Source organism: Mammaliicoccus sp. G-M28 (assembly GCF_022386595.1).
Taxonomy (GTDB): domain Bacteria; phylum Bacillota; class Bacilli; order Staphylococcales; family Staphylococcaceae; genus Mammaliicoccus; species Mammaliicoccus fleurettii.
In genome coordinates this window covers 40,944-65,117 of sequence record NZ_JAJNIF010000004.1, presented here as the reverse complement: position 1 = coordinate 65,117, position 24,174 = coordinate 40,944, and the positions used below count along the sequence as shown (strand labels likewise).

Genomic DNA, 24,174 nt, shown 5'->3' with positions numbered 1-24,174 from the left:
TGTGATAATATGTCTAATGATTTTAATTTTCAGGAACAACTTAATCAAATTCGTAATACATATGATTTTGATTTTGTAGGATTAGCCATGTCTTCAGAACAGTCTGCGCTATGTCACATAAAGTGGCAATATGTGTCTGGAAATCTGAATCATAGATATAAAAACATCGAATTAAGAACGGGCAGAGGCATAGCGGGAATAGTAATGAAAAGTGGGAAACCAATCATTATTAATAATATAGAAGAAAGTCCATATAACGATCAATTGTTCAACTATCCAATAATTCAAAGTGAACAACTAACAGCACTTATAGCCATGCCTTTATGGAAACACAATAGAGTGTGTGGTGTCCTCTTATCTGGGCAACGAGACAACAAACCATTACCTGAAATTGATATTGACCAGTTCACACGTTTTGGACCATTTTATGGAAAGGATATGATTAATTCATGAGTTCACAAGATTCATCCATCTTGACGAATATATTAAAACAGTACTACGAGAAAACGAGCGAGATGATCGTGTTTTTAAATAGTAATGGCCAAATTATAAATATGAATCAAGCTGCTAGAAGAGTGATCTCAGAAGATAATCAACCATCGTTAACGCATGCGATATGTAGTCGTTGTGAAGGTTATTCTAATGAGTATGCGCTTCAATCATGTAAAGATTGTTTTTTAGAATCTTCAAAAATTGGTAACACGAGTTTCCAAGTATTTATGCAAACAAATAGCGGCACAGTTGAACCATTTACAGCAACTTACCAAACAATTAGCCAAGAAGATGATGTTAAAGTTTATACTTTACAAAATGTGTCACCACAAATTGAGAGACAACAAAAACTTCATCAACAAACAATGATGCAAAAAACAATTTCAGCACAAGAAAATGAACGTAAACGTATTTCAAGAGAATTACACGATGGAGTTGTCCAAGAATTATTAAATGTTAGTGTTGAATTAAGATTACTCAAGTATCAAGATGACATTGACCAATTAAAGTTACAGTCACAACAAATTGAAAGTTTAATGTCTAGATTGATTGATGACATTCGAAATTTATCATTAGAATTAAGACCATCGTCTCTAGATGATTTAGGCTTAAATGCAGCATTTAAATCATACTTTAAACAGCTTGAGAAAAATTTTGGATTTTCGGTTCTTTATCATTATGATTCATCAATTAAACGCTTTAATCCAGAAATAGAGACTGTCGTTTATAGAATTGTGCAAGAAGCCGTATTTAATTCATTAAAATATGCTAATGTAGATAGTGTGGATGTCCATATGACATGTGATGGTCAAATGATTGAAGTTGAAATTGCAGATCAAGGCAATGGCTTTGTATTGGGTAGTGAGCCAAAAGGTTCAGGACTTGGCATTTATGGCATGAAAGAACGTGCTGAAATTGTTGGTGGTAAAATTAATATCGAGAGTAAACTGGGAAAAGGCACGAATGTAAAATTAAATGTGCCAATAGGATAACAGTGGGGGAAGAAACATGAAACTCGTAATTGCAGATGATCATGCAGTAGTGAGAACTGGTTTTTCAATGATATTAAATTATCAAGAAGATATGGAAGTAGTAGCTACAGCTGCTGACGGGATAGAAGCATATCAAATGGTGGCAAAACATGAACCAGACGTCCTAATAATGGATTTGAGTATGCCTCCAGGAGAATCAGGTCTAATAGCGACAGGAAAGATTTCGGATGATTTTAAAAATACAAAAATATTAATCTTAACGATGTTTGATGATGAAGAATATTTATTCTATGTTCTAAGAAGTGGTGCAAAAGGCTATATATTAAAAAATGCGCCAGATGAAGAATTAATAAATGCAGTCAGAACAATTCATAGAGGAAACATGTATATAGATTCAAAAGTAACAAGTTCATTAGTAAATGAATTAGTTAATCCTAAACAAGATGGCGTGCATCATTCTGATCCATTTAAAATATTATCTCAAAGAGAATTAGAGATTCTTCCTTTAATTGCAAAAGGATTTGGTAATAAAGAAATTGCTGAAAAACTATTTGTTTCAGTCAAAACGATAGAAGCACACAAAGCACGCATTATGGACAAACTAGATTTAAAATCTCGTCCTGAACTCGTTGAATATGCTATGAAGAAAAAATTATTAGACTTTTAAAAAGTATTGAATAAGCCAGACAACTAACGATTTAATATCGTCATAGTCGTCTGGCTTTTTTTATTAATAAATTATGTAGTTTTATAATTAACAAATCTAGACAAAATTGCAGATAAGCACGCAGGCCATATAATATAAACTCAAAAGAAGTTATGAATTTAACCTTGCTTAAATTACGAAATTTACCTCATTTGTAATATAGGGATTTTACTTATTTTTCTAAGGGTATATCCTTATGTGCATCTTTTCACAAATAGCCTACAATTAGCATGAAATGAACGTTAATAAAGTTCAAATGAAAAAAAGGGTGAAAAGAGATGAGAAACAACATAGGCAAAGTTCAGTTACCGCTTCAAACTTTGAGTTTAATGGCAGGTTTTATGGTTTGGAGTATATTAGCACCTTTAATGCCTTACATTACGCAAGACATTAATGTGCAAGAAGGACAAAAAGCAATTATTTTAGCGATACCAGTTATATTAGGTTCCTTTTTGAGAATACCAATTGGATACTATACAAATTTATTAGGTTCTAGACTAGTCTTTTTAATCAGTTTTGTTATTTTATTATTTCCAGTATTTTATTTGAGTCAAGCGCAATCAACAGCTGGTTTAATGGTGGCTGGTTTCTTCATCGGTCTTGGTGGAGCAGTATTTTCAGTTGGTGTAACTTCTATTCCTAAATATTATCCTAAAGAAAAACATGGTTTTGCGAATGGTATATATGGAATGGGGAATTTAGGAACAGCTGTTTCTTCATTTTTAGCACCACCTATTGCTGGTACGATAGGTTGGCAACATACTGTGCAATTATATTTAATCATTATGGCTCTATTTGCAGTGTTAATGTTTATTTTTGGTGATAAAGATGAACCTAAAGTTAAAATACCAATGGTGTCACAAACTAAACAAGTTATAAATAATTATAAGCTTCATTACTTTAGTTTCTGGTACTTTATCACTTTTGGTTCGTTTGTAGCATTTGGATTATTTTTACCAAACTTTTTAGTTGATCATTTTGAAATAGATAAAGTAGACGCAGGTATTAGAACAGGTGTATTCATAGCTATAGCAACTTTATTAAGACCAATAGGGGGAATGTTAGGCGATAAATTTAACGCTTTAAATGTTCTTAAAATTTTCTTCATTGGAATGATCTCAGGAGCTTTAATACTTTCGATAGCACATAATATTTTACTATTTACGATTGGATGTTTAACTATCAGTATTTGTGCCGGTATTGGAAATGGTTTGATTTTCAAACTTGTACCTACATATTTCAATAAAGAAGCAGGCGTTGTTAATGGTGTCGTATCTATGATGGGAGGGCTTGGTGGATTCTTCCCGCCTTTAATCATTTCGTTCGTTACAAGCTTTATGGGTTCAAATCATTTAGCATTTTTCTTGTTAGCTTTAACTGGAATAATTGCACTTATCTCAATGATGCATATGACAAAAATAGAAAAAAGGATATTATAATAGTATAACCTGCTCTTTTAAGTAAGAGTAGGTTCTCTATTAATTGAGGATAAAGTGCTTTCATTCTATAATAGAGTTAAAGAGATTCGTGAAAGGTTGATAAAAATGAACGAACGTTATTCTCGTCAAATTTTATTCGATAAAATTGGAGAACAAGGACAGGAAAAAATAGAAAAGAGTAATGTCACTATAGTAGGAATGGGTGCTTTAGGCACACATGTTGCGGAACAATTTGCAAGATCAGGCGTAAATAGATTAAACATTATCGATCGAGATTATGTAGAATCATCTAATTTACAAAGACAAACTTTATTTGTCGAAAAAGATATTAAAGAAATGTTACCTAAAGTTGTTGCTGCAGAAAGACATTTAAAAAAGATACGTGAAGACATTCAAATAAAAGCTTATATCGCTCAATGTGATGCAAAGTTATTACAAGAAGTAGCGAGATATTCTGACATCATTATCGATGCAACAGATAATTTTAATACTAGACTGATAATCAATGACTTTGCTTATAAAATGAACATACCTTGGATATACGGTGCATGTTTAGAATCAACATATGTTCAAGCTACATTTATACCAGGCGTTACACCTTGCTTTGATTGTGTACTCCCTCAATTACCTGTTATCAATAGAACATGCGACACAGTGGGCGTAATAAATCCTGCTGTAACGATGGCTACGAGCTTACAAGTCGCAGATGGTTTAAAAATATTATCAGGATTTGAATTTACACCTAAAATCACATACGGAGACGTATGGTATGGAGAGCATCAAACATTTGGTTTTGATCAAATGAGACGGAATGATTGTGAAACTTGTGGTGATCATCCGACATATTCTAAACTTTCTGCATCAGAACAACAAATTACTGAATTATGTGGACGTCATACGGTTCAATATATTAATGAAAAGCTAAACCGTCCAGCAATTGAGAAATTTATAGCAAAGAATGGATTATTGCATAGATCAAATGCATATATGATTCAATATTTATATGATGATCATAGAGTAGTCGCTTTTAATAATGGGAGATTATTAATTCATGATATTGATTCAGTAGAAGAAGGAAGACAATTTGTAGAGAATATGTTTGGTTAGGAGATGTTGGGATGAGTGTCATTGATAGAATAGACGGAAATATAAATGTAGCTATTTTGACTGTGAGTGATACGAGAACGAAAGAGACTGATAAAGGTGGCCAGCTTGTTCAGCAACATTTGAAAAATTTAAACGTTGAGGTTCATAACGATCATTATAAAATTGTTAAAGATGATATCATACAAATTCAAAATCAAATTAATAAGTGGTTGAATACAGATGTTGATGTCATCATAACTACTGGTGGAACTGGTATAAGTCAAAGAGATGTAACGATAGAAGCGGTTAAACCATTATTAGATAAAGAAATTGAAGGTTTTGGAGAAATATTTAGATACTTAAGTTATACAGAAGATGTAGGATCTAGAGCATTGCTTTCGAGAGCAATTGCTGGAACTAAAGGAAGACAAGTCATTATATCCATCCCAGGATCAACAGGTGCTGTCAAGTTGGCAATGGAAAAGCTCATCACTAAAGAAATCAATCATTTAGTACATGAGCTTAATAAGTAATTATTGTCGGTTGAAGTCACCATTAACGCCACCAGATTTATGTGATAGATATGTTTCGCCGATTATCATACCTTTATCAACAGCTTTACACATATCATAAATTGTTAAAGCAGTAACACTAGCAGCAGTTAATGCTTCCATTTCTACACCTGTTTGGCCTTTGGTCTTAACAGTAGCAGAGATGTTTAATGTGTATGTCTTATCATTATCCCAGTCAAATGAAATATCAATGCCGGTTAATTGGAGTGGATGGCACATCGGTATAAGTTGGCTCGTATTTTTAGCAGCCATAATACCTGCAATTTGTGCAGTACCGAGTACATCGCCCTTTTTATTTGTTGCGTTTTGTATTTGGTTATAAATTGTTTGATTAACTTTAATACTAGTGTTTGCAATTGCAATACGCGTGCTTGTTTCTTTATTAGAGACATCAACCATTTTTGCATGGCCTTGCTCATTAAAATGTGTAAAATCAGACACTATAATCATCCTTTCTTAAAAAATATTATAACATGTAAGCAAAGAAAAAATGACAAGGAGTGCTAATAAATGGCTGTTGAAATGCGAACACCAATACCTGTTAAAGAAGCGATAGAACGTGTTATAAAAATAGTGAAACATAAAGAAGTAAGCACGTTACCAATTGAACAAAGTTTAAATTCTATATTAGCTGAAGATGTAAAAGCGACGTATGATATACCTAGATTTGATAAATCACCTTATGACGGCTTTGCTATTAATAGTAAAGATTCACAAGGAGCTAATGGTGATAATAGAATTCAATTTAAAGTTATAGATCATATTGGAGCAGGAACAGCTTCAGATGTCACAATAAAAAATGGCGAAGCAGTTCGAATTATGACTGGAGCACCGATACCAAATGGTGCTGATGCAGTTGTAATGTTCGAGCAAACGACAGAAAATGAAAAAGGATTTACGATACGCAAGTCTTTTAAACAAGGTGAAAACATCGCATTTAAAGGTGAAGAATGTAAAGAAAATGACATTGTATTAAACAAGGGTAAACTTATTAATAGTGGAGTCATTGCTGTCTTAGCTACATTTGGATATCAAAATGTGAAAGTTTATCAAAAACCAACAGTTGCCATTATTGCAACTGGAAGTGAATTAGTAGGTCCAAATGAACCTTTAGAACCTGGAAAGATAAGAAATTCAAACGGTCCAATGATTGAATCATTATGTAGAGGGATTAACATTGAAGCAACTACATATCAAATACAAGAAGATAATCTCAAAGGATGTATAGATATAGTTGAAAAAGCAATGTCAGAGCATGATATCGTGATTACAACTGGTGGTGTATCTGTAGGCGATTTTGATTACTTACCTAAAGTTTATGAAGCTATCGGTGCAAATGTATTATTTAACAAAGTACAAATGAGACCGGGAAGCGTAACAACAGTAGCTTATAAAGACCATAATATATTATTTGGTTTGTCTGGTAATCCATCTGCATGTTATTCAGGGTTTCAATTGTTTACAAAGCCGACTATCCAGAAAATGATGGCAGCTCAAGAAGTTTATCCGGTTATTATTGATGCTATACTTGCTGAAGATTTTAAGAAAGCTAACCCGTTTACGAGATTTATAAGAGGAAAGGCTCATTTCACTAATGAAGGTGTATATGCAGAGCCATCTGGTTTCAATAAATCTAATGCAATTGTCGCTATTGCAAATAGTAACGGTATGATTATTTTACCAAGTGGAACAAGAGGGTATGCTAAAGGTGATACAGTAAAAGTATTACTAACCGATCATCTATCATATGAAAGTGAATTAAATCTATGAAACAATTACAAGTAGTAGGCTATAAAAATAGTGGTAAGACAACTTTAATAAATGAATTAATTAAAGTTTGTCATGAAAATAAAATGACTGTATCTACTATCAAACATCATGGCCATGGTATAGAAGATATTTCAATGAACCATAAAGAAGTTGATAGCTTATCATTCATATCAAGTGGTGCAGAGGAAAGCATTGTATTAGGTAAACAATTAATAGAAAGAGTTACTAAAGTAGATAAATCATTACAACAGATAATAGATGAGGATTTATCTATTGAACCAGATATACTGTTGATTGAGGGATTTAAACATGAGAAATTTCCAAAAGTACTTTTACAAAATGGGGAAAATGGGTTAGAGCATGAACTGCAAAATGTCATTTATATACTAAATGCTTTTGATAAAAAGGAAAACAAATCATTTATTGACTGGTTTCAAAATTGGATAGAAAAAGAGTAGGTGAACAAATGAAGCAGTTTGAAATTGTTAACGATCCTATCAATCCAGAACAATATAGAGAATGGACGTTAAATGAGAAGCAAGGCGCAGTAGTTGTATTCACAGGTCACGTTCGAGAATGGACTAAAGGTATTAAAACAGAATATTTATCATATGAAGCTTATATACCAATGGCAGAGAAAAAATTGTCACAAATTGGTGATGAAATATATGAAAAATGGCCAGGAACGATTGTTGCGATAGCACATAGAATTGGGGAGTTACAAATTTCTGATATTGCTGTTGTCATTAGCGTTTCTTCACCACATAGACAAGATGCGTATGAAGCAAATGAATATGCGATTGAAAGAATTAAAGAAATTGTACCCATTTGGAAGAAAGAAATATGGGAAGATGGAGAAGAATGGCAAGGAAGTCAAAAAAAATACCATTCTTCAATTAAAATGGAGGGTGAATGATGAAAGTATTGTATTTTGCTCATTTAAAAGAAATAGTAAACACAAATGAGGAGCAAATCTCTCTTAACAATGACTACTCTGTGTTAAAATTTAAGCAATATTTAGTTGAAAAGCATCCTGAACTAGAAACTGAAACTTTTCAACTTGCTGTAAATGAGGAATTTGTGCAAGATACTGCTATTGTATCTGATAAAGATATCGTTGCACTTATTCCACCAGTCAGTGGAGGGTAAAAAGAAAATGATAGCAATAATTCTAGCTGGAGGAAAATCCAATAGATTTGGTTCACCAAAAGCATTAGCTACAATAGAAGGAGAAGTCTTTTACGAAAAAATCATTCAAACTTTAAATCAAACTAATTTATTCGAAAAAGTTGTCATAAGTTCTAGTGATGATTTAAAAGATTCTTTTAACAACTATCAAGACATTGTAGTAGATTTGCCTGAGTATGAGAACAATGGACCTTTAGGAGGTATTTACAGCGTGATGAAGAAGTATGATACAGAATGCTACTTTGTTATTGCATGTGATACACCAAAAATAACAGAAAAAGCAATAAGTTATTTGTATCAATTTTTTATTTCGCGCGTAATGGAAGAACAGTTAGATATTGCTGGATATGAAGTTGATGGTAAAAAGATGCCGACATTAGCATTTTACAGTCACCGTGTAGAAGAGGATATTAAAGATGCTCTAGATCAAGAAGAATTTAGAATGAAAAAAATATATCAAAATAAGCCTTCACAGTGGTTAAATGTAGAATTTGTTAATGGTCCAACAAACTGGTATCAAAATATTAATTACATTGAAGACCTAGAAAAAAACGAACTTTAGCTATTGTTTAGGTAAGGAGGCGTTACGATGAATCAACCTATCAAAGATAAATTAGGAAGACCGATTAGGGATTTAAGAATTTCCGTTACTGATCGTTGTAATTTCCGCTGTGATTATTGTATGCCAAAAGAAATTTTTGGTGATGATTTTGTATTTTTACCTAAACAAGAATTGTTAAGTTTTGAAGAAATTGTACGTCTTTCTAAATTGTATAGTTCTTTAGGTGTTCAAAAAATTAGAATTACTGGTGGAGAGCCACTGCTAAGACGTAATTTATATAAATTGATTCAAGAATTAAACAACATAGAGGGCATTGAAGATATTGGGTTAACGACAAACGGCCTTTTGTTAAAAAAACATGGTTTGAATTTGTATAATGCGGGATTAAGAAGGGTCAATGTTAGTATTGATGCATTAGATGATAACTTGTTTAAATCAATAAATAATCGTAATATATCCGCTTCTCAAATACTTGAACAAATAGATTACGCAACAAGTATTGGTCTGAAAGTCAAAGTTAATGTTGTTATTCAAAAAGGTGTTAATGACCAAGAAATATTGCCACTTGTACAATATTTTAAAGATAAAAATATCATTGTGAGATTTATTGAATTTATGGATGTAGGAAACGATAATGGATGGAACTTTGATAAAGTGGTGACGAAAAAAGAAATGCTGAATAAAATTGAATCATCATTTGATATTGAACCAGTTGATTCAAGTTATTTCGGTGAAGTTGCAACTTACTACCGTCATAAAGACAATCATGCCCAATTTGGGCTAATAACAAGTGTGTCAGCATCATTCTGCTCCTCTTGTACGAGAGCAAGAATTTCTTCAGACGGTAAATTTTATGGATGTCTATTCGCTGAGAAAAATGGATATGACATTAAGTCGGAACTACGCAGCGATAAAACAGATGTTGAATTATTGGCTACTTTGAAACATTTGTGGAATATAAGAGCTGATAAATATTCAGATGAACGTACAGAAGCCACTGTTGCAAGACGTAAAAATAATAAAATTAATATGAATTATATAGGTGGATAAAAAAGTATATAATTTACATTATAAATAACTCGCCAATCCGTATACTGTAAATAACGGATTGGCGAGCTTTTTGTTCAATACATATATCATTCTGTCTGATATCTTCAACGACTACTTATTAAAATACTTTCCTATTATCATATCTAATGTATCTTCAGAAAGTTTTAAAGTGCTTTGTCCTGCTTTTTGCATCATTGCTGCTGTATTATCATCATTAAATTCTATTGATTTCGAGAAATATGGCGCAAATACATCAATAAAACTATTAAGCACTCTTTCATCATCTGTGATTGTGTTGATTTCAGAAAGTGGGGCAACTTCTAATTGTTGAAAGTCTAAATGTTTTTTTATTGTTTGGAATATAAATTCATTCGATGGTGGATGATTATTTGTAGCATGATATATTTTATGGTTTTCAGCGTAATCACTAGCTACAGTTAATACGTCAACAACATAATCGACTGGCACAAAATTTGAAGTATGGCTCGCATTTCCAAACAGTCTATAAATTTTGTTGTCATGTTGTCTTTCTATTTTTCTTTTGAAAACTTTTAATGCTTTCATAAAGCCATATAAAGTAAAGTTTGAATCTGCTTCTCCAGTTTTAGAGTCTCCTATAACAATGGCTGGTCTAATAATTGAAGTTGCCATCGTTTCTCGTTGTGCTACGATATGTTCTGCTCTTATTTTTGTAGCTTCGTATGGATTATGTGTAGGTGACTCAAGTGAATGTAATGTTTCTTCGGCTTTGTTTTTCTCTCCGACTGTATAGGCTGTTGATACATAAATAAAATGTTTAGTATGTAATCGTTCAGCTAAATCCAAAGCATGTTTTGTTCCAATGTAGTTGATTTGATAAAGTTCATTTGCTAATTCAAAGTTGAATTTGACTAATGCAGCTAAGTGATAAAACTTATCCATTTGAGGTAAATTACTTATGACTTGATCATTAACTCCACAAAATTCATTTGTAATGTCCCCGTGAATAAAATGGATTCTTGAATGAAATTGAGGGTCTAATTTTTCTAATAGTAATGTTTTTTTCTGTTCAGATCTGTATAAAATGTAAAAATGTTTCTGTGCATCTTTTGAAAGTGATTTTATTAATTCAGCACCTACAAAACCCGTTGCACCAGTTAAAAAGATGTTCATGATTCCACTCCGATTCTAAGTTTCTTATTATATTTTGAATGATGACATAGTGAAAGTAAAGCAATTTAATAATTGATTATATTTACATTGCCTTTTGAATTTTGATAAGCATATAATGAAAGGTAAGAGTGATAAAAGGAGCGTATTTCATGAATGAACAAAAGATGACAAAGCCCTCACTATTTTTAATAGTGATTTTAGGTTTATTAACAGCATTTGGGCCATTTTCGATTGATATGTATTTACCAGCGTTACCTGAAATTAGTCACGACTTTGATACGACAACTTCTAATACTCAGTTAACATTAACATTATTTATGATTGGTCTAGCGATTGGACAAGTCTTTGTCGGACCACTTTCAGACTTTATTGGAAGAAAAAAACCACTAATGGTTGCTTTAATTGTTTATACGATTGCATCAGTTTTATGTGTGTTTGCACCGAATATATACATCATGATGGCACTTAGATTTATTCAAGGATTTACAGGTGGAGCTGGAGCGGTTATTTCCCGGGCAATATCAAGCGACTTATATAAAGGTAAAGCACTGACGAAATTTTTAGCTATATTGATGTTAGTGAATGGTGTAGCGCCGATATTAGCGCCAGTATTAGGAGGCGTTATTTTATCATTTTCAACTTGGAAAATGGTGTTTATTCTTTTGACAGTGTTTGGATTAATTATGTTTAGTTTGTCATCAATCAAATTAACGGAATCTTTACCGGAAGAGAAACGTTCATCAGGCAGAATAAGTGAAGTTTTAAATGATTTTAAAAACTTGTTACAAAGTCCAAAGTTTTTATTACCTTTATTTATTCAAGGTTGTACATATGCATTACTTTTTAGTTACATATCCGCTTCATCATTTATCACACAGTCTGTATATCATATTTCACCACTCGCATTTAGTTGGATGTTTGCTTTTAACGGACTTGGATTAATATTATCAGGACAAGTCATTAATAAACTAGTTGATTATTATGATGAACACTTATTAATGCGTTTATTCGGTATGATACAAATAGTAGGTGTTGTCATTGTGTCAATAACTTTGATAAATGGATGGCCACTATGGCTGTTAATAATTGGATTCTTTATTCTAGTTAGTCCGGTTTCAGCAATTGGGACGACTGGATTTTCGATTGCTATGGCTAACAATAAAGGCGGGGCAGGTAGTGCAGCTAGCTTATTAGGATTATCTCAATTCTTATTTGGTGGCTTAGTATCACCGTTAGTAGGGATTAGAGGAGAACAGGATGTATTTCCTTATGTGTTTACGATTATTATTGTGTCTATTTTATTGATAATATTATATTTCATAAATAGTAGAGTTTTTAGAACAACGTAATAGAGATAAGAAACGCGCATTTTTTAAAAGGCGCGTATTATTTATTTAAACTTAATTTGCATAAACATTAACGTAAACACTTTGAATAATTAGTGATAAATGGATTAATGCTATAATAGTACTGAGAATGGCTATAAATAAAACGGATTTTCGAGCATTTTCAAGTATAAATACGATGCTTAATAAGAATGTAAAAGCTACAACTATAATACGATAACTTAAATAATTAATAGTGACATCAAAGTTAAGGCTAATGATAATCAATATAATATTTAGGATAATAAAAAATGATAGAAATAATTGTCTCATGTATTTCAATCCTAACTGTATGGTTTATGAAACAAGTATAACAAATAATGGGCTTTTGCGTGAAATTGTAGTATGTTTCATTGTATAATTGAGAGACGAATTGATAAAAAGGAGATTTATAAATGACGATAAAGAAAATGAATATCACTCATGAGCAACATGATGAATTTGTAAAGCAACATCCAAATGGTGATATGTTGCAACTTACAAAGTGGGCAGAATCCAAAAAGCTTACAGGTTGGTATTCTCGTCGTATTGCTGTTGGTGACGGCGAAACGTTAACAGGAGTTGCACAACTATTATTTAAAAAAGTACCAAAATTACCATATACTTTATGTTATATATCTAGAGGATTTGTTGTAGATTATAAAGACGAAACTTCTGTTAAAGTACTTTTTGAATTGTCTAAAGAGATGGCAAGACATGAAAAAAGTTATGCAATCAAAATTGATCCAGATATAGAAGTGGACCAATCAGAAGGCGTACTTGAGTATTTAACTTCTTTAGGATTTGAACATAAAGGATTTGAAGATGGATTAAGTAAGACTTATATTCAACCACGTATGACAATGATTACTAAAATTGATCAATCTGAAGAAGATTTAATGCAAAGTTTTGATAAAAGAAATCGCTCACGTGTAAGAAACTCTTTAAAACGAGGAACAGAGTTAATTATCGGGAATCGTGATGATTTAAAAATCTTCGCTCAAATCATGGAAGAAACAGGAGAAAGAGACAACTTCTTAACGAGAGATGTGTCTTATTTTGAGAATATTTATGATCACTTACATCCTGATGGAGACTGTGAACTATTTTTAGTGAAAGTTGTACCTGATAATGTGTTGGAGGATTTATTTAAAGAAAGAGATGCATTATTAGAAGAAAAAGAAAAACTTGAAGGTAGAAGACAAACTAAAAAAGTTGTTAACCAATTGAATGATGCTGATGAAAAATTAGGTAATTACGAAAAGCGTATTCAAGAAATGGAAGAATTAAAAGAGAAAAAGCCAGATGGTGTTTATTTATCTGGTGGAATACTTATCTTCTCCGGTAAGAAATCGTATTACTTATATGGAGCTTCATCTAATGAATATCGTGAGTTTTTACCAAATCACCGTATGATAATCGAAATGATGCGTTTTGCTAAAGAAAAAGGTGCTGATAAATTTGATTTTGGTGGTACAGACAACGACCCAGATCAAGATCACGAACATTATGGTTTATGGGCATTCAAGAGAGTATGGGGAACATACTTAAGTGAGAAGATTGGTGAGTTCGATTATGTACTGAACAGACCATTATATACAGCAATAGAAAAGGTTAAGCCAGCTTTTACAACTTATAAGCGAAAAATAGAAAAGAAAATCAAAAGAAACTAATATAGATTAAAAGCACTAAAACTTTAAATTTTAGTGCTTTCTTTCTGTAAAGGTGTTATTACAATGAAATTTAATATAAAATAATTTACAAAAGTAGAAATAGGAGGAAATTGAGTGGTCCAAAAAATGATTAAGTTTTCGCTGAATAATAAGTTCGCAATTTTGTTAATGACGATTATTATATTGCTTGGTGGAATATATTCAGCTTTTAAAATGAAACTAGAGTTATTACCGGATGTAACGACACCTGTTATTACAGTTACAACACCTTATCCAGGAGCAACGCCTGAAAGTGTTTTGGAGAATGTAACTGAACCAGTTGAGAAAGAAGTACAAAATCTGGAAGGTGTACAAAATGTAACAAGTCAATCTTTAGAAAATGCTTCAGCAATTACGTTAGAATATACATACCAAACAGACATGGATGAAGCAGAAACAGAATTAAGAAAGAAATTAGAGGCACTTGATTTACCAGAAGGTGTACAAGACCCTGACATGAGTAGAATGTCTATGTATTCATTCCCAGTCGTAAGTTACTCTATTTCTGATAAGAACAATAATTTAGAAAAAGCTACAAAACAAATGCAATCAGACTTAATTCCGAAGCTTGAAAAAGTTGATGGTGTACAGAGTGTTTCATTATCTGGTCAAACTTTAGAAGAAGTCAATTTAGAATTTGATCAAAATGAATTAACAAAACGCGGCATGAGTGAAGATGAAGTACTACAATATATTGATGGTGCGACAAAAGAATCACCACTGGGCTTATATACTTTTGGTGATGATTTAAAATCTATTGTAGTTGATGGTAGATTTACTTCAATAAAAGCATTAAATGATTTAGAAATTCCAATGACTGGTGGCGCGTCTAGTGGAGGCCAACAAGCTTCACAAGGTGATGCAGGTCAAGCACAACAAGCTAGTCAATCAGGTGATGAAGAATCAAGCGCATCTCCAAGTATCCCATCTGTTAAATTATCAGACATTGCAGACGTGAAAAAAGAGAAAAAACGTGACTCAATCTCTAAAACAAACGGTAAAGATGCATTAGCATTACAAGTTACAAAGGCAACTGATGCAAACTTAGTAGACGTAGTAGATAACGTAGATAAAGAAGTAGAAGCATATAAAAAAGATCATAAAAATATAGAATCTGTTCAGTTAATGGAAACAGCATCTACGATCAAAGATTCAGTGTCTACCATGGTAGAAAAAGCTTTAATTGGTTCAATCGTGGCAGTTATTATTATCTTATTCTTCTTAAGAGATATTAAGTCTACCATTATAGCAATGGTTTCAATTCCAATGTCATTATTAATGGCATTAATTGGATTAAAGGCAATGGATGTTTCGCTCAATATTTTAACATTAGGAGCATTAACAGTTGCAATTGGACGAGTTATAGATGATTCCATTGTTGTTATAGAAAATATATATCGGAGAATGTCAGATAAAGGTGAAACATTAAGAGGTAGTAAACTCATAACAAGTGCAACAAAAGAAATGTTTATTCCGATCATGTCTTCAACTATCGTTACAATAGTTGTGTTCTTACCATTAGCATTTGTAACAGGTCAAATAGGTGAAATGTTTAGACCATTTGCTTTAGCAGTTGCATTTAGTTTATTAGCTTCACTGCTTATAGCATTAACTATTGTACCTGTGTTATCACACATATTCTTTAGAAATGGTATTAAAAAGGCGAAGAAAGAAAAAGGTCAGTGGTTAGCGAATAAATATAAAGGTATTTTGAAATGGAATTTAAATCATAAATGGTTAGTTATCTTATTGAGTATAGTACTTGTAGTTGCAAGTATTGCACTTGTATTTACACCTTATATAGGTAAATCATTCATTGATACAGGCGAAGACAAAATGTTAGCTCTCACATATAAACCATCTCCAGGTGAGAAAGAAGAACAAGTAGTAAAAAATGGAGAACAAGCTGAGAAATATTTATCAAAAGATAAAAATGTAGAGTTTGTACAATACAGTGTAGGTGGGGAAAATCCATTCAATCCATCTGCTAAAAATGATATGGCTTTAATGGTGAAGTATGATAAAGACACACCTAATTGGGATAAAGTTGGTAAAGATGTAATGGACCATGTAGGCTCATTAAACCATAAAGGTGAATGGAAACAACAAGACTTTTCAACTGGTGGAACAGCTAATGAAGTTTCAGTCAATGTTTCTGGACCATCTACAGAATCAATAGAAGGAACAGTTAAAGACGTTGAAAATGAAATGAAGAAAGTTAAAGGTGTTGAAAATGTTAGTTCAAACCTTTCAGAGTCATACGAGCAATACGATGTAAAAGTGGATCAAAATAAAGCGAGTAAGCTAGGACTATCCGCAGGTCAAATAGCAATGACGCTTAATCAAACAACTCAAGATAAAGTTGTAACTAAATTAAATGATGATGGTAAGTCTATTGATGTAAAACTGACTAAGAAAGAAGAAACAGATTGGTCAGAAGAGAAGTTGAAAGATACAAAAATCACTTCACCATTAGGAAAAGATGTTACATTGAGTGATATCGCAACACTAGAAAAAACAACTTCACCGGATACAATTACTAGAGAAAATGATAAAATCTCAGTATCTGTAGATGCTAAAATTACAGCAGATGATGTTGCAAAAGTAACAACAGATGTAAATCAAAAAGTATCAAATATCGATACACCTTCTGATGTAGATTTAAATGTTGGTGGTACGAATGATGATATTAATGAAGCAATAGAACAGTTAGTATTGGCAATGGCGGCAGCAATTCTTATTGTCTACTTAGTTATTGTATTAACATTCAAAGGTGGATTAGCACCATTTGCTATATTATTCTCATTACCAGTATCTATAATTGGTGTAATCGTTGGACTATTAGTAACTCAAGAAACGATCTCAGTACCAAGTATGATCGGTATGTTGATGTTAATCGGTATCGTTGTAACCAATGCTATTGTATTAATTGATAGAGTAATTAATATGGAACAAGCAGGAATGTCAACAAGGGAAGCATTAATTGAAGCGGCTGGTACCCGTTTAAGACCTATTCTCATGACTGCAATCGCTACAATAGGAGCACTAGTGCCACTATTATTTGGTGGAGGTAGTTCAGTATTAATTTCTAAAGCATTAGCAATTACAGTAATCGGTGGATTAATTTCATCTACAATTTTAACTTTACTTGTAGTACCAATCTCTTATGAAATTATTATGAAATTTAAAAAGAAAATATTTAAAGGTTCTAAAGAACAAATAGACTAAACTTTAACCTCTCAATCCGCTTGCTGGATTGAGAGGTTTTATATTTACTATTATTTATTTCTTAGTACGTTAATAAGAAAAAGCTTGTACGACTTTCATACTTTGATAGAATATATTCATATACAATTTTAGTCAGAAAATTTTAATTTTGAGGAGTCGTTACTGTGCCGATATCAAAACTATTATCAGAAATACCAGACAGTTACTTTGGAAAGACAATGGGGCGTAAGGTTGTACATGGTCCACTACCTCTTATAAATATGGCTGTAGGAATACCTGATGGTGAAACACCTAAAGTTATTGTTGATGAATTTATTAATGCTATTCAAAAAACTGAAAATCAAAAATATGGTGCATTTCATGGTAAAGATGCTTTTAAACAAGCTATCGTTGATTTTTATAAAAGGCATTATGATGTGACGTTAGATAAAGAAGAGGAAGTATGTATTTTGTTTGGTACGAAAAATGGATTAGTTGAATTACCTCTTTGTGTTGTTGAACCTGATGATTATGTATTATTGCCAAATCCAGGATATACAGATTATTTAGCTGGTGTATTACTTGCTAGAGCTAAGCCATATTCTTTAGAATTAACTTCAGAAAATCACTACTTACCTATATGGGATAATGTAGAGGATGAAATAATAGATAAGACAAAACTTATTTATTTAACGTATCCAAACAATCCGACTGGTTCTGTAGCTAGCAAACAATTTTTTGATGATACAATCAACAAATTTAAGAATAGTCAAACGAATATCGTACATGACTTTGCGTATAGTGCATTTGGATTTGATAAGAAAAATCCAAGTATACTTCAATCAGAAGGTGCAAAAGATACTGCAATAGAAGTATATTCGCTGTCTAAAGGTTATAATATGTCAGGTTATAGGGTTGGATTTGCAGTAGGTAATAAAGAAATGATAGCTGCCTTGAAAAAGTATCAAACACATACTCATGCTGGTATGTTTGGTGCTTTACAAGATGCTAGTACGGTCGCTTTAAATGAATGTGATGATTTTCTTATTAAGCAAAATGAAATTTTTAAAAACAGAAGAAATAAATTTGAAGCATCTTTAAGAGAAGCCAATTTACCTTTTGAACCAATGAAAGGTGGTATATTCTTATGGTTACAGACTCCTCCTAATTATGATGGAGAAGCGTTCGTCGAATATCTCTTGAAAGAACAATCCATTTTAGTGGCACCAGGCATTCCGTTTGGTGATAATGGGAAGAACTATGTAAGAATATCATTAGCTTTAAGTGATTCAGCATTGTCAGAAGGTGCTTCAAGGTTACAAGAACTTGCTCATTTATATAAATAAAAAAGGAGTGGAACAGAAATCTAATTTTATAAAAAAGATTTCGTTGTCCCACTCACAATGTCATTCTAAAAAGTAATAAATAATAATATGACATAAATAATAAGTATGAATATTGTCATATAATTCAATAACTTGGTTGCTTTTTTATCTTTAATTCGATATTTGAATGCTGTAATTTCTATGTTAATGACTAAACAAACAAGAACTGCTACAATCCACCAAATTTGTATGGAGAATCCAAACACGATACTTCCAAGAAATACTATAAGCATGAGTCCCATTATGAATCTTAAAGCTTGAGTAAGCATTGTATGTAGTTGATATATACTTAAATAACTTATAATAAGATAAGTAAGGGTAAATAATAAAAGTATGAGAATTAACATAATGTTTTCCTTTCGTTAATCTTGATTTAATTGAGAGCGTACTTTGCTGATTTCTTCTTCTATTTGAACAAGTTGTTTTTCTAATAAATCAGTTGCATGACCAGTAGACTCTCTTTTTTCTAAATCATTTTGTATACGTACGTAATCATATTTTAGTTCAGAAAGTTGTTGGTTTAAATCCATTTTAAACACTCCTTTTAAATTAAAATTATCATTGAAGTAGGTGATAAATTGAAAAAAGTAAAAACTAACGCAATGCGTATTCTTGATCAATATAATATATTTTATCATACTCATGAATTTAAAATAGGAAAAAATCATTTAGATGGTCATCAAGTGGCTAATTTAATTCAGAAGCCAGAAAACCAAGTATTTAAAACACTTATATTTATGAACAACAAAAGTGAATATTTTGTCTTTGTTATACCTGTAGTTGAACATTTAGATATTAAAAAAGCAAGCAAAGCTGTTGGACAGAAGAAAATTGAGCTTCTACCATTAGAACAACTTACAAAAGTAACTGGATATGTAAGAGGTGGATGTTCACCAATAGGCATGAAAAAATCATTTCAAACTGTAATTGATTTAAGTGCTGAATCACTATCCTCGATTATAATAAGTGCAGGTAAGCGAGGATATCAAATAGAACTAAATCCACATGATTTAGACAAAGTTTTGAACGTTAGCTTTGATAATATTGTTAAGGATAACTAAACTAATTTTAGTATAAATTATTAATATTTCAAACAAAAAGTGTGCATAGAATTTAAACAATTGTTAATATATATAAATGTGAGTTTGATGAAAGAAGTGATAAAGTGACAGAAAAATTTATAATGATAATTTTATTAATTGCTTTAGGTTACGTATTAAAGAAAATGAAATTCTTTAAAGCCTCGGATGGCAATGTGCTAGCAACACTTGTATTAAATGTTACTTTACCTTCATTAGTAATAGTAAATTTAAATGGGTCTGATTTAGATTTATCTCTAGGTTGGTTGCCTATATTGATGCTCTTATATGGAGTTATCGCAAAGCTTTTAGTTATATGGATGTTCAAGAAAAAGTATAATAACCAAATTCGAGGTACAGTTGGCATGATGGCAGCATCTGTAAACATAGGATTATTTGCTTATCCACTTGTAGCTCAAATTTGGCCAGAAAACGGGTTGCTATACTTTGGTATGTTAGACATTGGTACAGCAATTATTATGTTCGGTGTAACTTACTTTGTAGGAAGTTACTTTAATGATGGTGGAGATCAATTTGATTTCAAAAAAATGGTGTTGAATTTATTTAAGACAGTTCCACTCATGACATATATGCTTATGTTTATATTAAATATAATGAGTATTAAAATTCCTGGAAAAGCGATAGATTTCTTTGAAGTGATTGCAAATGCGAATATGCCGCTTTCTATGATATTACTTGGTTTATTTTTAAACTTTAAAATAGAAAAAGCATACTTGCCAATCGTTGTTAAGTACTTATTATTCCATTATGGATTTGGATTATTAATGGGCTTACTCGTGCATTTCTTCTTACCAGTTGATGATCCAATGATTAAAACAACGTTATTAATTGGTTGGTTATTACCTATTGGTGTTTCAGTATTATCATATGCTATTACATTTAAATATAAGACATTGCCAATTGTAGGAATGGCAACAAATTTAAGTATCGTTATTTCCATCGTTATATTGTATGTATATCAATTTTTCTTTGTTTAATATTGAAAACAAATATTTGGTAAATTAAAAAATAGTAAACAACTTGGGATATAAATCCTAACTTAAAAATAAATAAGCATATCACTTAACTGAACTTTTCAGTTTTACAGTGATATGCTTATTTTTTATACAATTTTACGATTTTGTACGTACATTTGCCAGAGGGTATGGTTCGAGCCTGTAGTCTCTCACGCATACTATTCCCTCAGGCGTCAGCACTTACAAAATCAGTGTAATTATCTATTTTTATAAATCTTACGATTTTGTACGTACATTTGCCAGAGGGTATGGTTCGAGCCTGTAGTCTCTCACGCATACTATTCCCTCAGGCGTCCGCACTACAAAATCGTTGGAAATATTTATTTTTATATAGAAAACAGGTGTCTCTAAGAGTTAGCTAAATGATTATCATTAAAATACTAGGACATTTATGTTAAAGGCAATTAATCTTAAGTGTCTATGTTCACACAAGTAGAGAGAAGTTTAAGTATGGATATCTGTATTCACACAAGTGAGTAGAAGTTTAAGTATGGATATCTGTATTCACACAAGTGAGTAGAAGTGTAAGTATGGATATCTGTATTCACACAAGTAGAGAGAAGTGTAAGCATGCGCATAAAATAATGCCAACAAAGTCTTAGACTTTGTTGGCATTATAATGTTACGTATTAATGAATTAACCTTTACCGCCCATAAATGCAGGGTAGTTAGTCATACCACCATCAACATAAAGTGTTGTACCATGGATGTAGCTTGCTTGTTCTGAAGCAAGAAATGCATTGATGTTAGCTACTTGATCCGCTTCACCAATTTCATTTAAAGGAATCATTCCTAATGTTTCTTCTCTAGTTGCTGGGTCAGAGAATTTCTCGCGTGTATGTTCTGTAACAATTGCACCTGGAGAAACATTATTAATTCTTATTCCATTTTTACCATATTCCATAGACATTGTTTCCATCATCAATTTTAAACCGCCTTTACTTGCAGCATAATTGACATAGTTTGGCCATGGAATAACGTCATGCACACTAGCAGTATTAATGATTTGACCTTTAATATCATGTTCTAAATAATAATTAATAACTTCTCTACTTCCGATGAATGCACCAGTTAAATTGATATCAATAACTTTAGACCATTCAGCTAAGCTCATTTCGTGTGATGGGATTGGTTTTTCGAAACCGGCGTTATTAATGAGTACATCAATGCGTCCAAATTTTTCATGTGTTTGTTGTATTAAGTTCTTAATATCTTCTTCTACTGAAACGTCTGCTTTAATTGCGATTGCATCAGCACCAGAATCTTTAATTGATTGAACAACTTTTTCAGCTTCTTCAACATGATCTAGATAACCAATCACGACTTTTGAACCTTCTTTACCGAAACGTTCTGAAGTTGCTTTACCAATACCACTGTTACCACCAGTAATAATGACAACTTTATCTTTTAAATCTTCATACATATTAAACACTCCTATATTTTTAATTGAATCTACCCTTTAGCTGCACCAATAATGAATGCTGCTATTATAATTAACACTATACCGATCCAGATAAATGTCATTTGACGTTTTGTTTTTTGTTCTCCTAATAAGAATATTCCACCTAAAGTAGATACAATAACTAACATTTGTGAGAATGAGAAACTTGTACCCACACCAACTTTTGGTTGTGAGATGAATAAGAACATATTACCTAATGCCCAAACAATACCTGGTAATAAATTAAATGCTGTATATTTCACTGTAGGCTTATGTTTGAATGATAAAATAATACCACCAATTACCATACCAATTGATTGAGGGAACAATGCATCCCAACCTTCAACTCCAAATACTTGACCAATTACAACATAGACAACATAACCAACTGTTGAGATAAGTAAAATTGGAATAGCTTTACCGATTTTTTTAGAATTACCACTGTTTCCAGAACCTTTTTTCTGAACAGAAGTAAAGATTACACCGACTATTAATAAGGCTAAGCCTGATAAACCAAGTGCTACTTGTGTTCCTGTAGACCATTCTCCTAAAAATGCTGCGCTGAATAATGTTGTTCCAAGTAATTGTAAACCTGTGGAAATAGGCATTGTAATTGAAACACCAACTAATTCAACACTTCTAAGTTGAAATCCTTGTCCTAATGCCCAGAAAGCACCAGAAACCATACCGATAATAACTGTAGTAGCAGTAAATTGGACATCACCAAATGCAAATAGGCATAATCCAATGATGAACGCCCCGATAGTAGTACCTAATATTTGGTTATAAGGACCTCCACCAACTTTTACGTTGATTAATACTACACTTCCCCAGAACAATGCTGGTAACAGAGCTATAAGATATTCCATACACACGACTCGCTTTCTCTATTTATTTGTATTTTAAACAGTACCCGTGTATTATACGCGCGAAACAAATTAGTTGTAAAACATACAGCTCACTAAATATTAATAAAGGAAAGAAGCTGAGATCATTTTTTATGTCTCAGCTTCTTCATATGTCCTTTAAAAAGGTCTTACATATTTAAAATGATGTGTTTCATTAACAATTTTAAAACCAACTTTTTCATAAAGAAGTTGTATTTGTTCATGTTTTTTACTATCTACATATATTCTTACAGTTTCAACATCATCATGCGTGAAAGCTTTATTTGTCGCAAAATGAATCATTTGAAAGGCAATACCTTGCTTCCTATAATCGTGATGAGATGCCAAATTAGGTATTGTTGCTAATTTTTTAGGTATATCAATAGATAAATATATATAACCTTTAACAAGGCCTTCTGCAATATATAAATATAGAGCATGATTTTCACCAAGAGAGTTAACAATATCTCTTGAACTAATATCACTATGTTTAAAATTATTAGAGTGCAACTTATCAAATGAATAATAATAGGGTTTGCTATAAGGTGTCATTTGATGTTGTTTATCTATTGGAAGAGGTGGTTGTTGAATTTCTAATGTGTACTGCGTTTCTACATATCCAGCATGAAGTCTTTTAAGTTTACTATTGTTAAGAATGTGGTCTTTATGTAGTGATATATGACAATATTTTATATCACGATGATTATTGAGTAACATTTCCCAAATTTCTTTTAACGCATTTAAAGTTTCTTCTGTTGTATCATTAACAATTGGTCCCCAAACATTGACAGTCTCATCATCAATTTTTTCAAATCCTAAAATTCCAATAATATTATTGTTGTCTTCGATATAGTAGAAAGATTGTTCATTAAATTTACTTGTTAAAGCAGACTTAATCTCTTCTATATCTGTAGGTATATACTCAACGTAATAATTATTTTGAAGATTTTTTTCATATAAGTAAGAGGTGATAGGGTCTATTTGCTTAAGTGGCAATATTTGCATGACAGTCACTCCTTTATTATTCAACGATTATTTTATTCTATTATACGA

The 24,174-nt window shown here is 31.8% G+C and carries 26 protein-coding genes; 18 read left to right on the top strand and 8 right to left on the bottom strand.

Translation table 11 applies throughout. The features are described from left to right. Nucleotides 1–9: 9 nt before the first annotated feature. The 6 genes from nreA (at nt 10) to LQ609_RS05825 (ending at nt 5,248) form a co-directional block, all read left to right on the top strand. Nucleotides 10–453 (top strand): nitrate respiration regulation accessory nitrate sensor NreA, encoded by a 444-nt coding sequence (nreA, locus tag LQ609_RS05850; protein WP_078356988.1) that lies wholly within the window; start codon nt 10–12, stop codon nt 451–453. After that, nucleotides 450–1,484, top strand: coding sequence for a sensor histidine kinase (locus LQ609_RS05845; protein ID WP_239734434.1), 1,035 nt, complete (start codon nt 450–452; stop codon nt 1,482–1,484). The genes nreA and LQ609_RS05845 overlap by 4 nt, the downstream gene beginning before the upstream one ends. A 16-nt stretch (nt 1,485–1,500) precedes the next feature. After that, a complete protein-coding gene (gene nreC / locus LQ609_RS05840) occupies nt 1,501–2,151 on the top strand; it encodes a nitrate respiration regulation response regulator NreC (protein WP_239734433.1) in 651 nt (216 codons plus the stop codon). Nucleotides 2,152–2,468: 317 nt separating this feature from the next. Further along, nucleotides 2,469–3,629, top strand: coding sequence for a nitrate/nitrite transporter (locus tag LQ609_RS05835; RefSeq protein WP_078356985.1), 1,161 nt, complete (start codon nt 2,469–2,471; stop codon nt 3,627–3,629). 105 nt (nt 3,630–3,734) lie between these two features. Further along, on the top strand, nt 3,735–4,736 hold the full coding sequence (locus LQ609_RS05830) for a ThiF family adenylyltransferase (RefSeq protein WP_239734432.1): 1,002 nt from the start codon (nt 3,735–3,737) through the stop codon (nt 4,734–4,736). Between the two features lie 11 nt (nt 4,737–4,747). Continuing rightward, nucleotides 4,748–5,248: a MogA/MoaB family molybdenum cofactor biosynthesis protein gene (locus LQ609_RS05825; protein ID WP_078356983.1), complete on the top strand. Its 501-nt coding sequence runs from the start codon at nt 4,748–4,750 to the stop codon at nt 5,246–5,248. On the opposite strand, the gene moaC is transcribed toward LQ609_RS05825, so the two are convergent. Next, nucleotides 5,249–5,728, bottom strand: a complete 480-nt coding sequence (gene moaC / locus LQ609_RS05820; RefSeq protein ID WP_078356982.1) for a cyclic pyranopterin monophosphate synthase MoaC — start codon at nt 5,726–5,728, stop codon at nt 5,249–5,251. It abuts the gene before it with no gap. A 69-nt stretch (nt 5,729–5,797) separates the two neighbouring features. Between moaC and LQ609_RS05815 the strand changes: the two genes are divergently transcribed. Genes LQ609_RS05815 through moaA form a run of 6 tightly spaced genes read left to right on the top strand, consistent with a single transcriptional unit; the run spans nt 5,798 to nt 9,857 of the window. Further along, a complete protein-coding gene (locus LQ609_RS05815) occupies nt 5,798–7,057 on the top strand; it encodes a molybdopterin molybdotransferase MoeA (protein WP_239734431.1) in 1,260 nt (419 codons plus the stop codon). After that, a complete protein-coding gene (gene mobB / locus LQ609_RS05810; protein WP_078356980.1) occupies nt 7,054–7,515 on the top strand; it encodes a molybdopterin-guanine dinucleotide biosynthesis protein B in 462 nt (153 codons plus the stop codon). The genes LQ609_RS05815 and mobB overlap by 4 nt, the downstream gene beginning before the upstream one ends. An 8-nt stretch (nt 7,516–7,523) precedes the next feature. Continuing rightward, complete coding sequence (locus LQ609_RS05805) at nt 7,524–7,973, top strand: molybdenum cofactor biosynthesis protein MoaE (protein ID WP_078356979.1); 450 nt, start codon at nt 7,524–7,526, stop codon at nt 7,971–7,973. Next, entirely contained in the window at nt 7,973–8,206 is a 234-nt protein-coding gene (moaD, locus tag LQ609_RS05800; protein ID WP_078356978.1) for a molybdopterin converting factor subunit 1, read from the top strand. The genes LQ609_RS05805 and moaD overlap by 1 nt, the downstream gene beginning before the upstream one ends. 7 nt (nt 8,207–8,213) lie before the next feature. Then, nucleotides 8,214–8,807: a molybdenum cofactor guanylyltransferase MobA gene (gene mobA / locus LQ609_RS05795; protein WP_239734430.1), complete on the top strand. Its 594-nt coding sequence runs from the start codon at nt 8,214–8,216 to the stop codon at nt 8,805–8,807. 27 nt (nt 8,808–8,834) lie between these two features. After that, entirely contained in the window at nt 8,835–9,857 is a 1,023-nt protein-coding gene (gene moaA, locus LQ609_RS05790; RefSeq protein WP_078356976.1) for a GTP 3',8-cyclase MoaA, read from the top strand. Nucleotides 9,858–9,968: 111 nt separating this feature from the next. Here the strand turns inward: moaA and LQ609_RS05785 are convergent, their stop codons facing one another. After that, the gene (locus tag LQ609_RS05785; RefSeq protein WP_107509243.1) at nt 9,969–11,009 is read right to left on the bottom strand and encodes an SDR family oxidoreductase; all 1,041 of its coding nucleotides are present in this window, start codon (nt 11,007–11,009) and stop codon (nt 9,969–9,971) included. A 149-nt stretch (nt 11,010–11,158) separates the two neighbouring features. Between LQ609_RS05785 and LQ609_RS05780 the strand changes: the two genes are divergently transcribed. Further along, nucleotides 11,159–12,358, top strand: coding sequence for a putative multidrug effflux MFS transporter TcaB (locus LQ609_RS05780; protein WP_078356974.1), 1,200 nt, complete (start codon nt 11,159–11,161; stop codon nt 12,356–12,358). A gap of 51 nt (nt 12,359–12,409) precedes the next feature. Here LQ609_RS05780 and LQ609_RS05775 read toward each other — a convergent pair whose 3' ends face one another. Then, a complete protein-coding gene (locus tag LQ609_RS05775) occupies nt 12,410–12,667 on the bottom strand; it encodes a hypothetical protein (protein WP_107509244.1) in 258 nt (85 codons plus the stop codon). Nucleotides 12,668–12,795: 128 nt separating this feature from the next. Between LQ609_RS05775 and LQ609_RS05770 the strand changes: the two genes are divergently transcribed. The 3 genes from LQ609_RS05770 (at nt 12,796) to LQ609_RS05760 (ending at nt 18,638) form a co-directional block, all read left to right on the top strand. Next, nucleotides 12,796–14,046, top strand: coding sequence for a lipid II:glycine glycyltransferase FemX (locus tag LQ609_RS05770; protein WP_078357094.1), 1,251 nt, complete (start codon nt 12,796–12,798; stop codon nt 14,044–14,046). A gap of 114 nt (nt 14,047–14,160) precedes the next feature. Next, entirely contained in the window at nt 14,161–17,313 is a 3,153-nt protein-coding gene (locus tag LQ609_RS05765) for an efflux RND transporter permease subunit (protein ID WP_078356972.1), read from the top strand. A 164-nt stretch (nt 17,314–17,477) separates the two neighbouring features. Continuing rightward, complete coding sequence (locus LQ609_RS05760) at nt 17,478–18,638, top strand: aminotransferase class I/II-fold pyridoxal phosphate-dependent enzyme (RefSeq protein WP_239734429.1); 1,161 nt, start codon at nt 17,478–17,480, stop codon at nt 18,636–18,638. Between the two features lie 65 nt (nt 18,639–18,703). Here LQ609_RS05760 and mspA read toward each other — a convergent pair whose 3' ends face one another. Beyond that, complete coding sequence (gene mspA / locus LQ609_RS05755) at nt 18,704–19,024, bottom strand: membrane stabilizing protein MspA (RefSeq protein ID WP_078356970.1); 321 nt, start codon at nt 19,022–19,024, stop codon at nt 18,704–18,706. 15 nt (nt 19,025–19,039) lie between these two features. Next, nucleotides 19,040–19,207: an SE1832 family protein gene (locus LQ609_RS05750; RefSeq protein ID WP_016911506.1), complete on the bottom strand. Its 168-nt coding sequence runs from the start codon at nt 19,205–19,207 to the stop codon at nt 19,040–19,042. A gap of 48 nt (nt 19,208–19,255) precedes the next feature. Here LQ609_RS05750 and ybaK point away from each other — a divergent pair, with 48 nt between their 5' ends. Continuing rightward, a complete protein-coding gene (ybaK, locus tag LQ609_RS05745) occupies nt 19,256–19,738 on the top strand; it encodes a Cys-tRNA(Pro) deacylase (RefSeq protein ID WP_239734428.1) in 483 nt (160 codons plus the stop codon). Nucleotides 19,739–19,842: 104 nt separating this feature from the next. Continuing rightward, on the top strand, nt 19,843–20,754 hold the full coding sequence (locus tag LQ609_RS05740) for an AEC family transporter (protein ID WP_078356968.1): 912 nt from the start codon (nt 19,843–19,845) through the stop codon (nt 20,752–20,754). Nucleotides 20,755–21,430: 676 nt separating this feature from the next. On the opposite strand, the gene LQ609_RS05735 is transcribed toward LQ609_RS05740, so the two are convergent. From LQ609_RS05735 to LQ609_RS05725, 3 genes are all read right to left on the bottom strand, one after another. Continuing rightward, a complete protein-coding gene (locus tag LQ609_RS05735; RefSeq protein ID WP_078356967.1) occupies nt 21,431–22,216 on the bottom strand; it encodes a glucose 1-dehydrogenase in 786 nt (261 codons plus the stop codon). A 29-nt stretch (nt 22,217–22,245) separates the two neighbouring features. Beyond that, nucleotides 22,246–23,103, bottom strand: coding sequence for a GRP family sugar transporter (locus tag LQ609_RS05730; protein WP_107509248.1), 858 nt, complete (start codon nt 23,101–23,103; stop codon nt 22,246–22,248). Nucleotides 23,104–23,259: 156 nt separating this feature from the next. Then, on the bottom strand, nt 23,260–24,126 hold the full coding sequence (locus tag LQ609_RS05725) for a GNAT family N-acetyltransferase (protein ID WP_078356965.1): 867 nt from the start codon (nt 24,124–24,126) through the stop codon (nt 23,260–23,262). Between the last annotated feature and the right edge of the window lie 48 nt (nt 24,127–24,174).

Coding starts and splice junctions, on each gene's coding strand:
- mobB (WP_078356980.1), top strand. CDS start 7,054: ATGAAACAATTACAAGTAGTAGGCTATAAAAATAGTGGTAAGACAACT.
- LQ609_RS05815 (WP_239734431.1), top strand. CDS start 5,798: ATGGCTGTTGAAATGCGAACACCAATACCTGTTAAAGAAGCGATAGAA.
- LQ609_RS05805 (WP_078356979.1), top strand. CDS start 7,524: ATGAAGCAGTTTGAAATTGTTAACGATCCTATCAATCCAGAACAATAT.
- LQ609_RS05775 (WP_107509244.1), bottom strand. CDS start 12,667: ATGAGACAATTATTTCTATCATTTTTTATTATCCTAAATATTATATTG.
- LQ609_RS05825 (WP_078356983.1), top strand. CDS start 4,748: ATGAGTGTCATTGATAGAATAGACGGAAATATAAATGTAGCTATTTTG.
- LQ609_RS05830 (WP_239734432.1), top strand. CDS start 3,735: ATGAACGAACGTTATTCTCGTCAAATTTTATTCGATAAAATTGGAGAA.
- LQ609_RS05845 (WP_239734434.1), top strand. CDS start 450: ATGAGTTCACAAGATTCATCCATCTTGACGAATATATTAAAACAGTAC.
- nreC (WP_239734433.1), top strand. CDS start 1,501: ATGAAACTCGTAATTGCAGATGATCATGCAGTAGTGAGAACTGGTTTT.
- LQ609_RS05725 (WP_078356965.1), bottom strand. CDS start 24,126: ATGCAAATATTGCCACTTAAGCAAATAGACCCTATCACCTCTTACTTA.
- LQ609_RS05785 (WP_107509243.1), bottom strand. CDS start 11,009: ATGAACATCTTTTTAACTGGTGCAACGGGTTTTGTAGGTGCTGAATTA.
- mobA (WP_239734430.1), top strand. CDS start 8,214: ATGATAGCAATAATTCTAGCTGGAGGAAAATCCAATAGATTTGGTTCA.
- nreA (WP_078356988.1), top strand. CDS start 10: ATGTCTAATGATTTTAATTTTCAGGAACAACTTAATCAAATTCGTAAT.
- LQ609_RS05735 (WP_078356967.1), bottom strand. CDS start 22,216: ATGTATGAAGATTTAAAAGATAAAGTTGTCATTATTACTGGTGGTAAC.
- LQ609_RS05780 (WP_078356974.1), top strand. CDS start 11,159: ATGAATGAACAAAAGATGACAAAGCCCTCACTATTTTTAATAGTGATT.
- LQ609_RS05835 (WP_078356985.1), top strand. CDS start 2,469: ATGAGAAACAACATAGGCAAAGTTCAGTTACCGCTTCAAACTTTGAGT.
- mspA (WP_078356970.1), bottom strand. CDS start 19,024: ATGTTAATTCTCATACTTTTATTATTTACCCTTACTTATCTTATTATA.
- LQ609_RS05750 (WP_016911506.1), bottom strand. CDS start 19,207: ATGGATTTAAACCAACAACTTTCTGAACTAAAATATGATTACGTACGT.
- moaD (WP_078356978.1), top strand. CDS start 7,973: ATGAAAGTATTGTATTTTGCTCATTTAAAAGAAATAGTAAACACAAAT.
- LQ609_RS05730 (WP_107509248.1), bottom strand. CDS start 23,103: ATGGAATATCTTATAGCTCTGTTACCAGCATTGTTCTGGGGAAGTGTA.
- moaA (WP_078356976.1), top strand. CDS start 8,835: ATGAATCAACCTATCAAAGATAAATTAGGAAGACCGATTAGGGATTTA.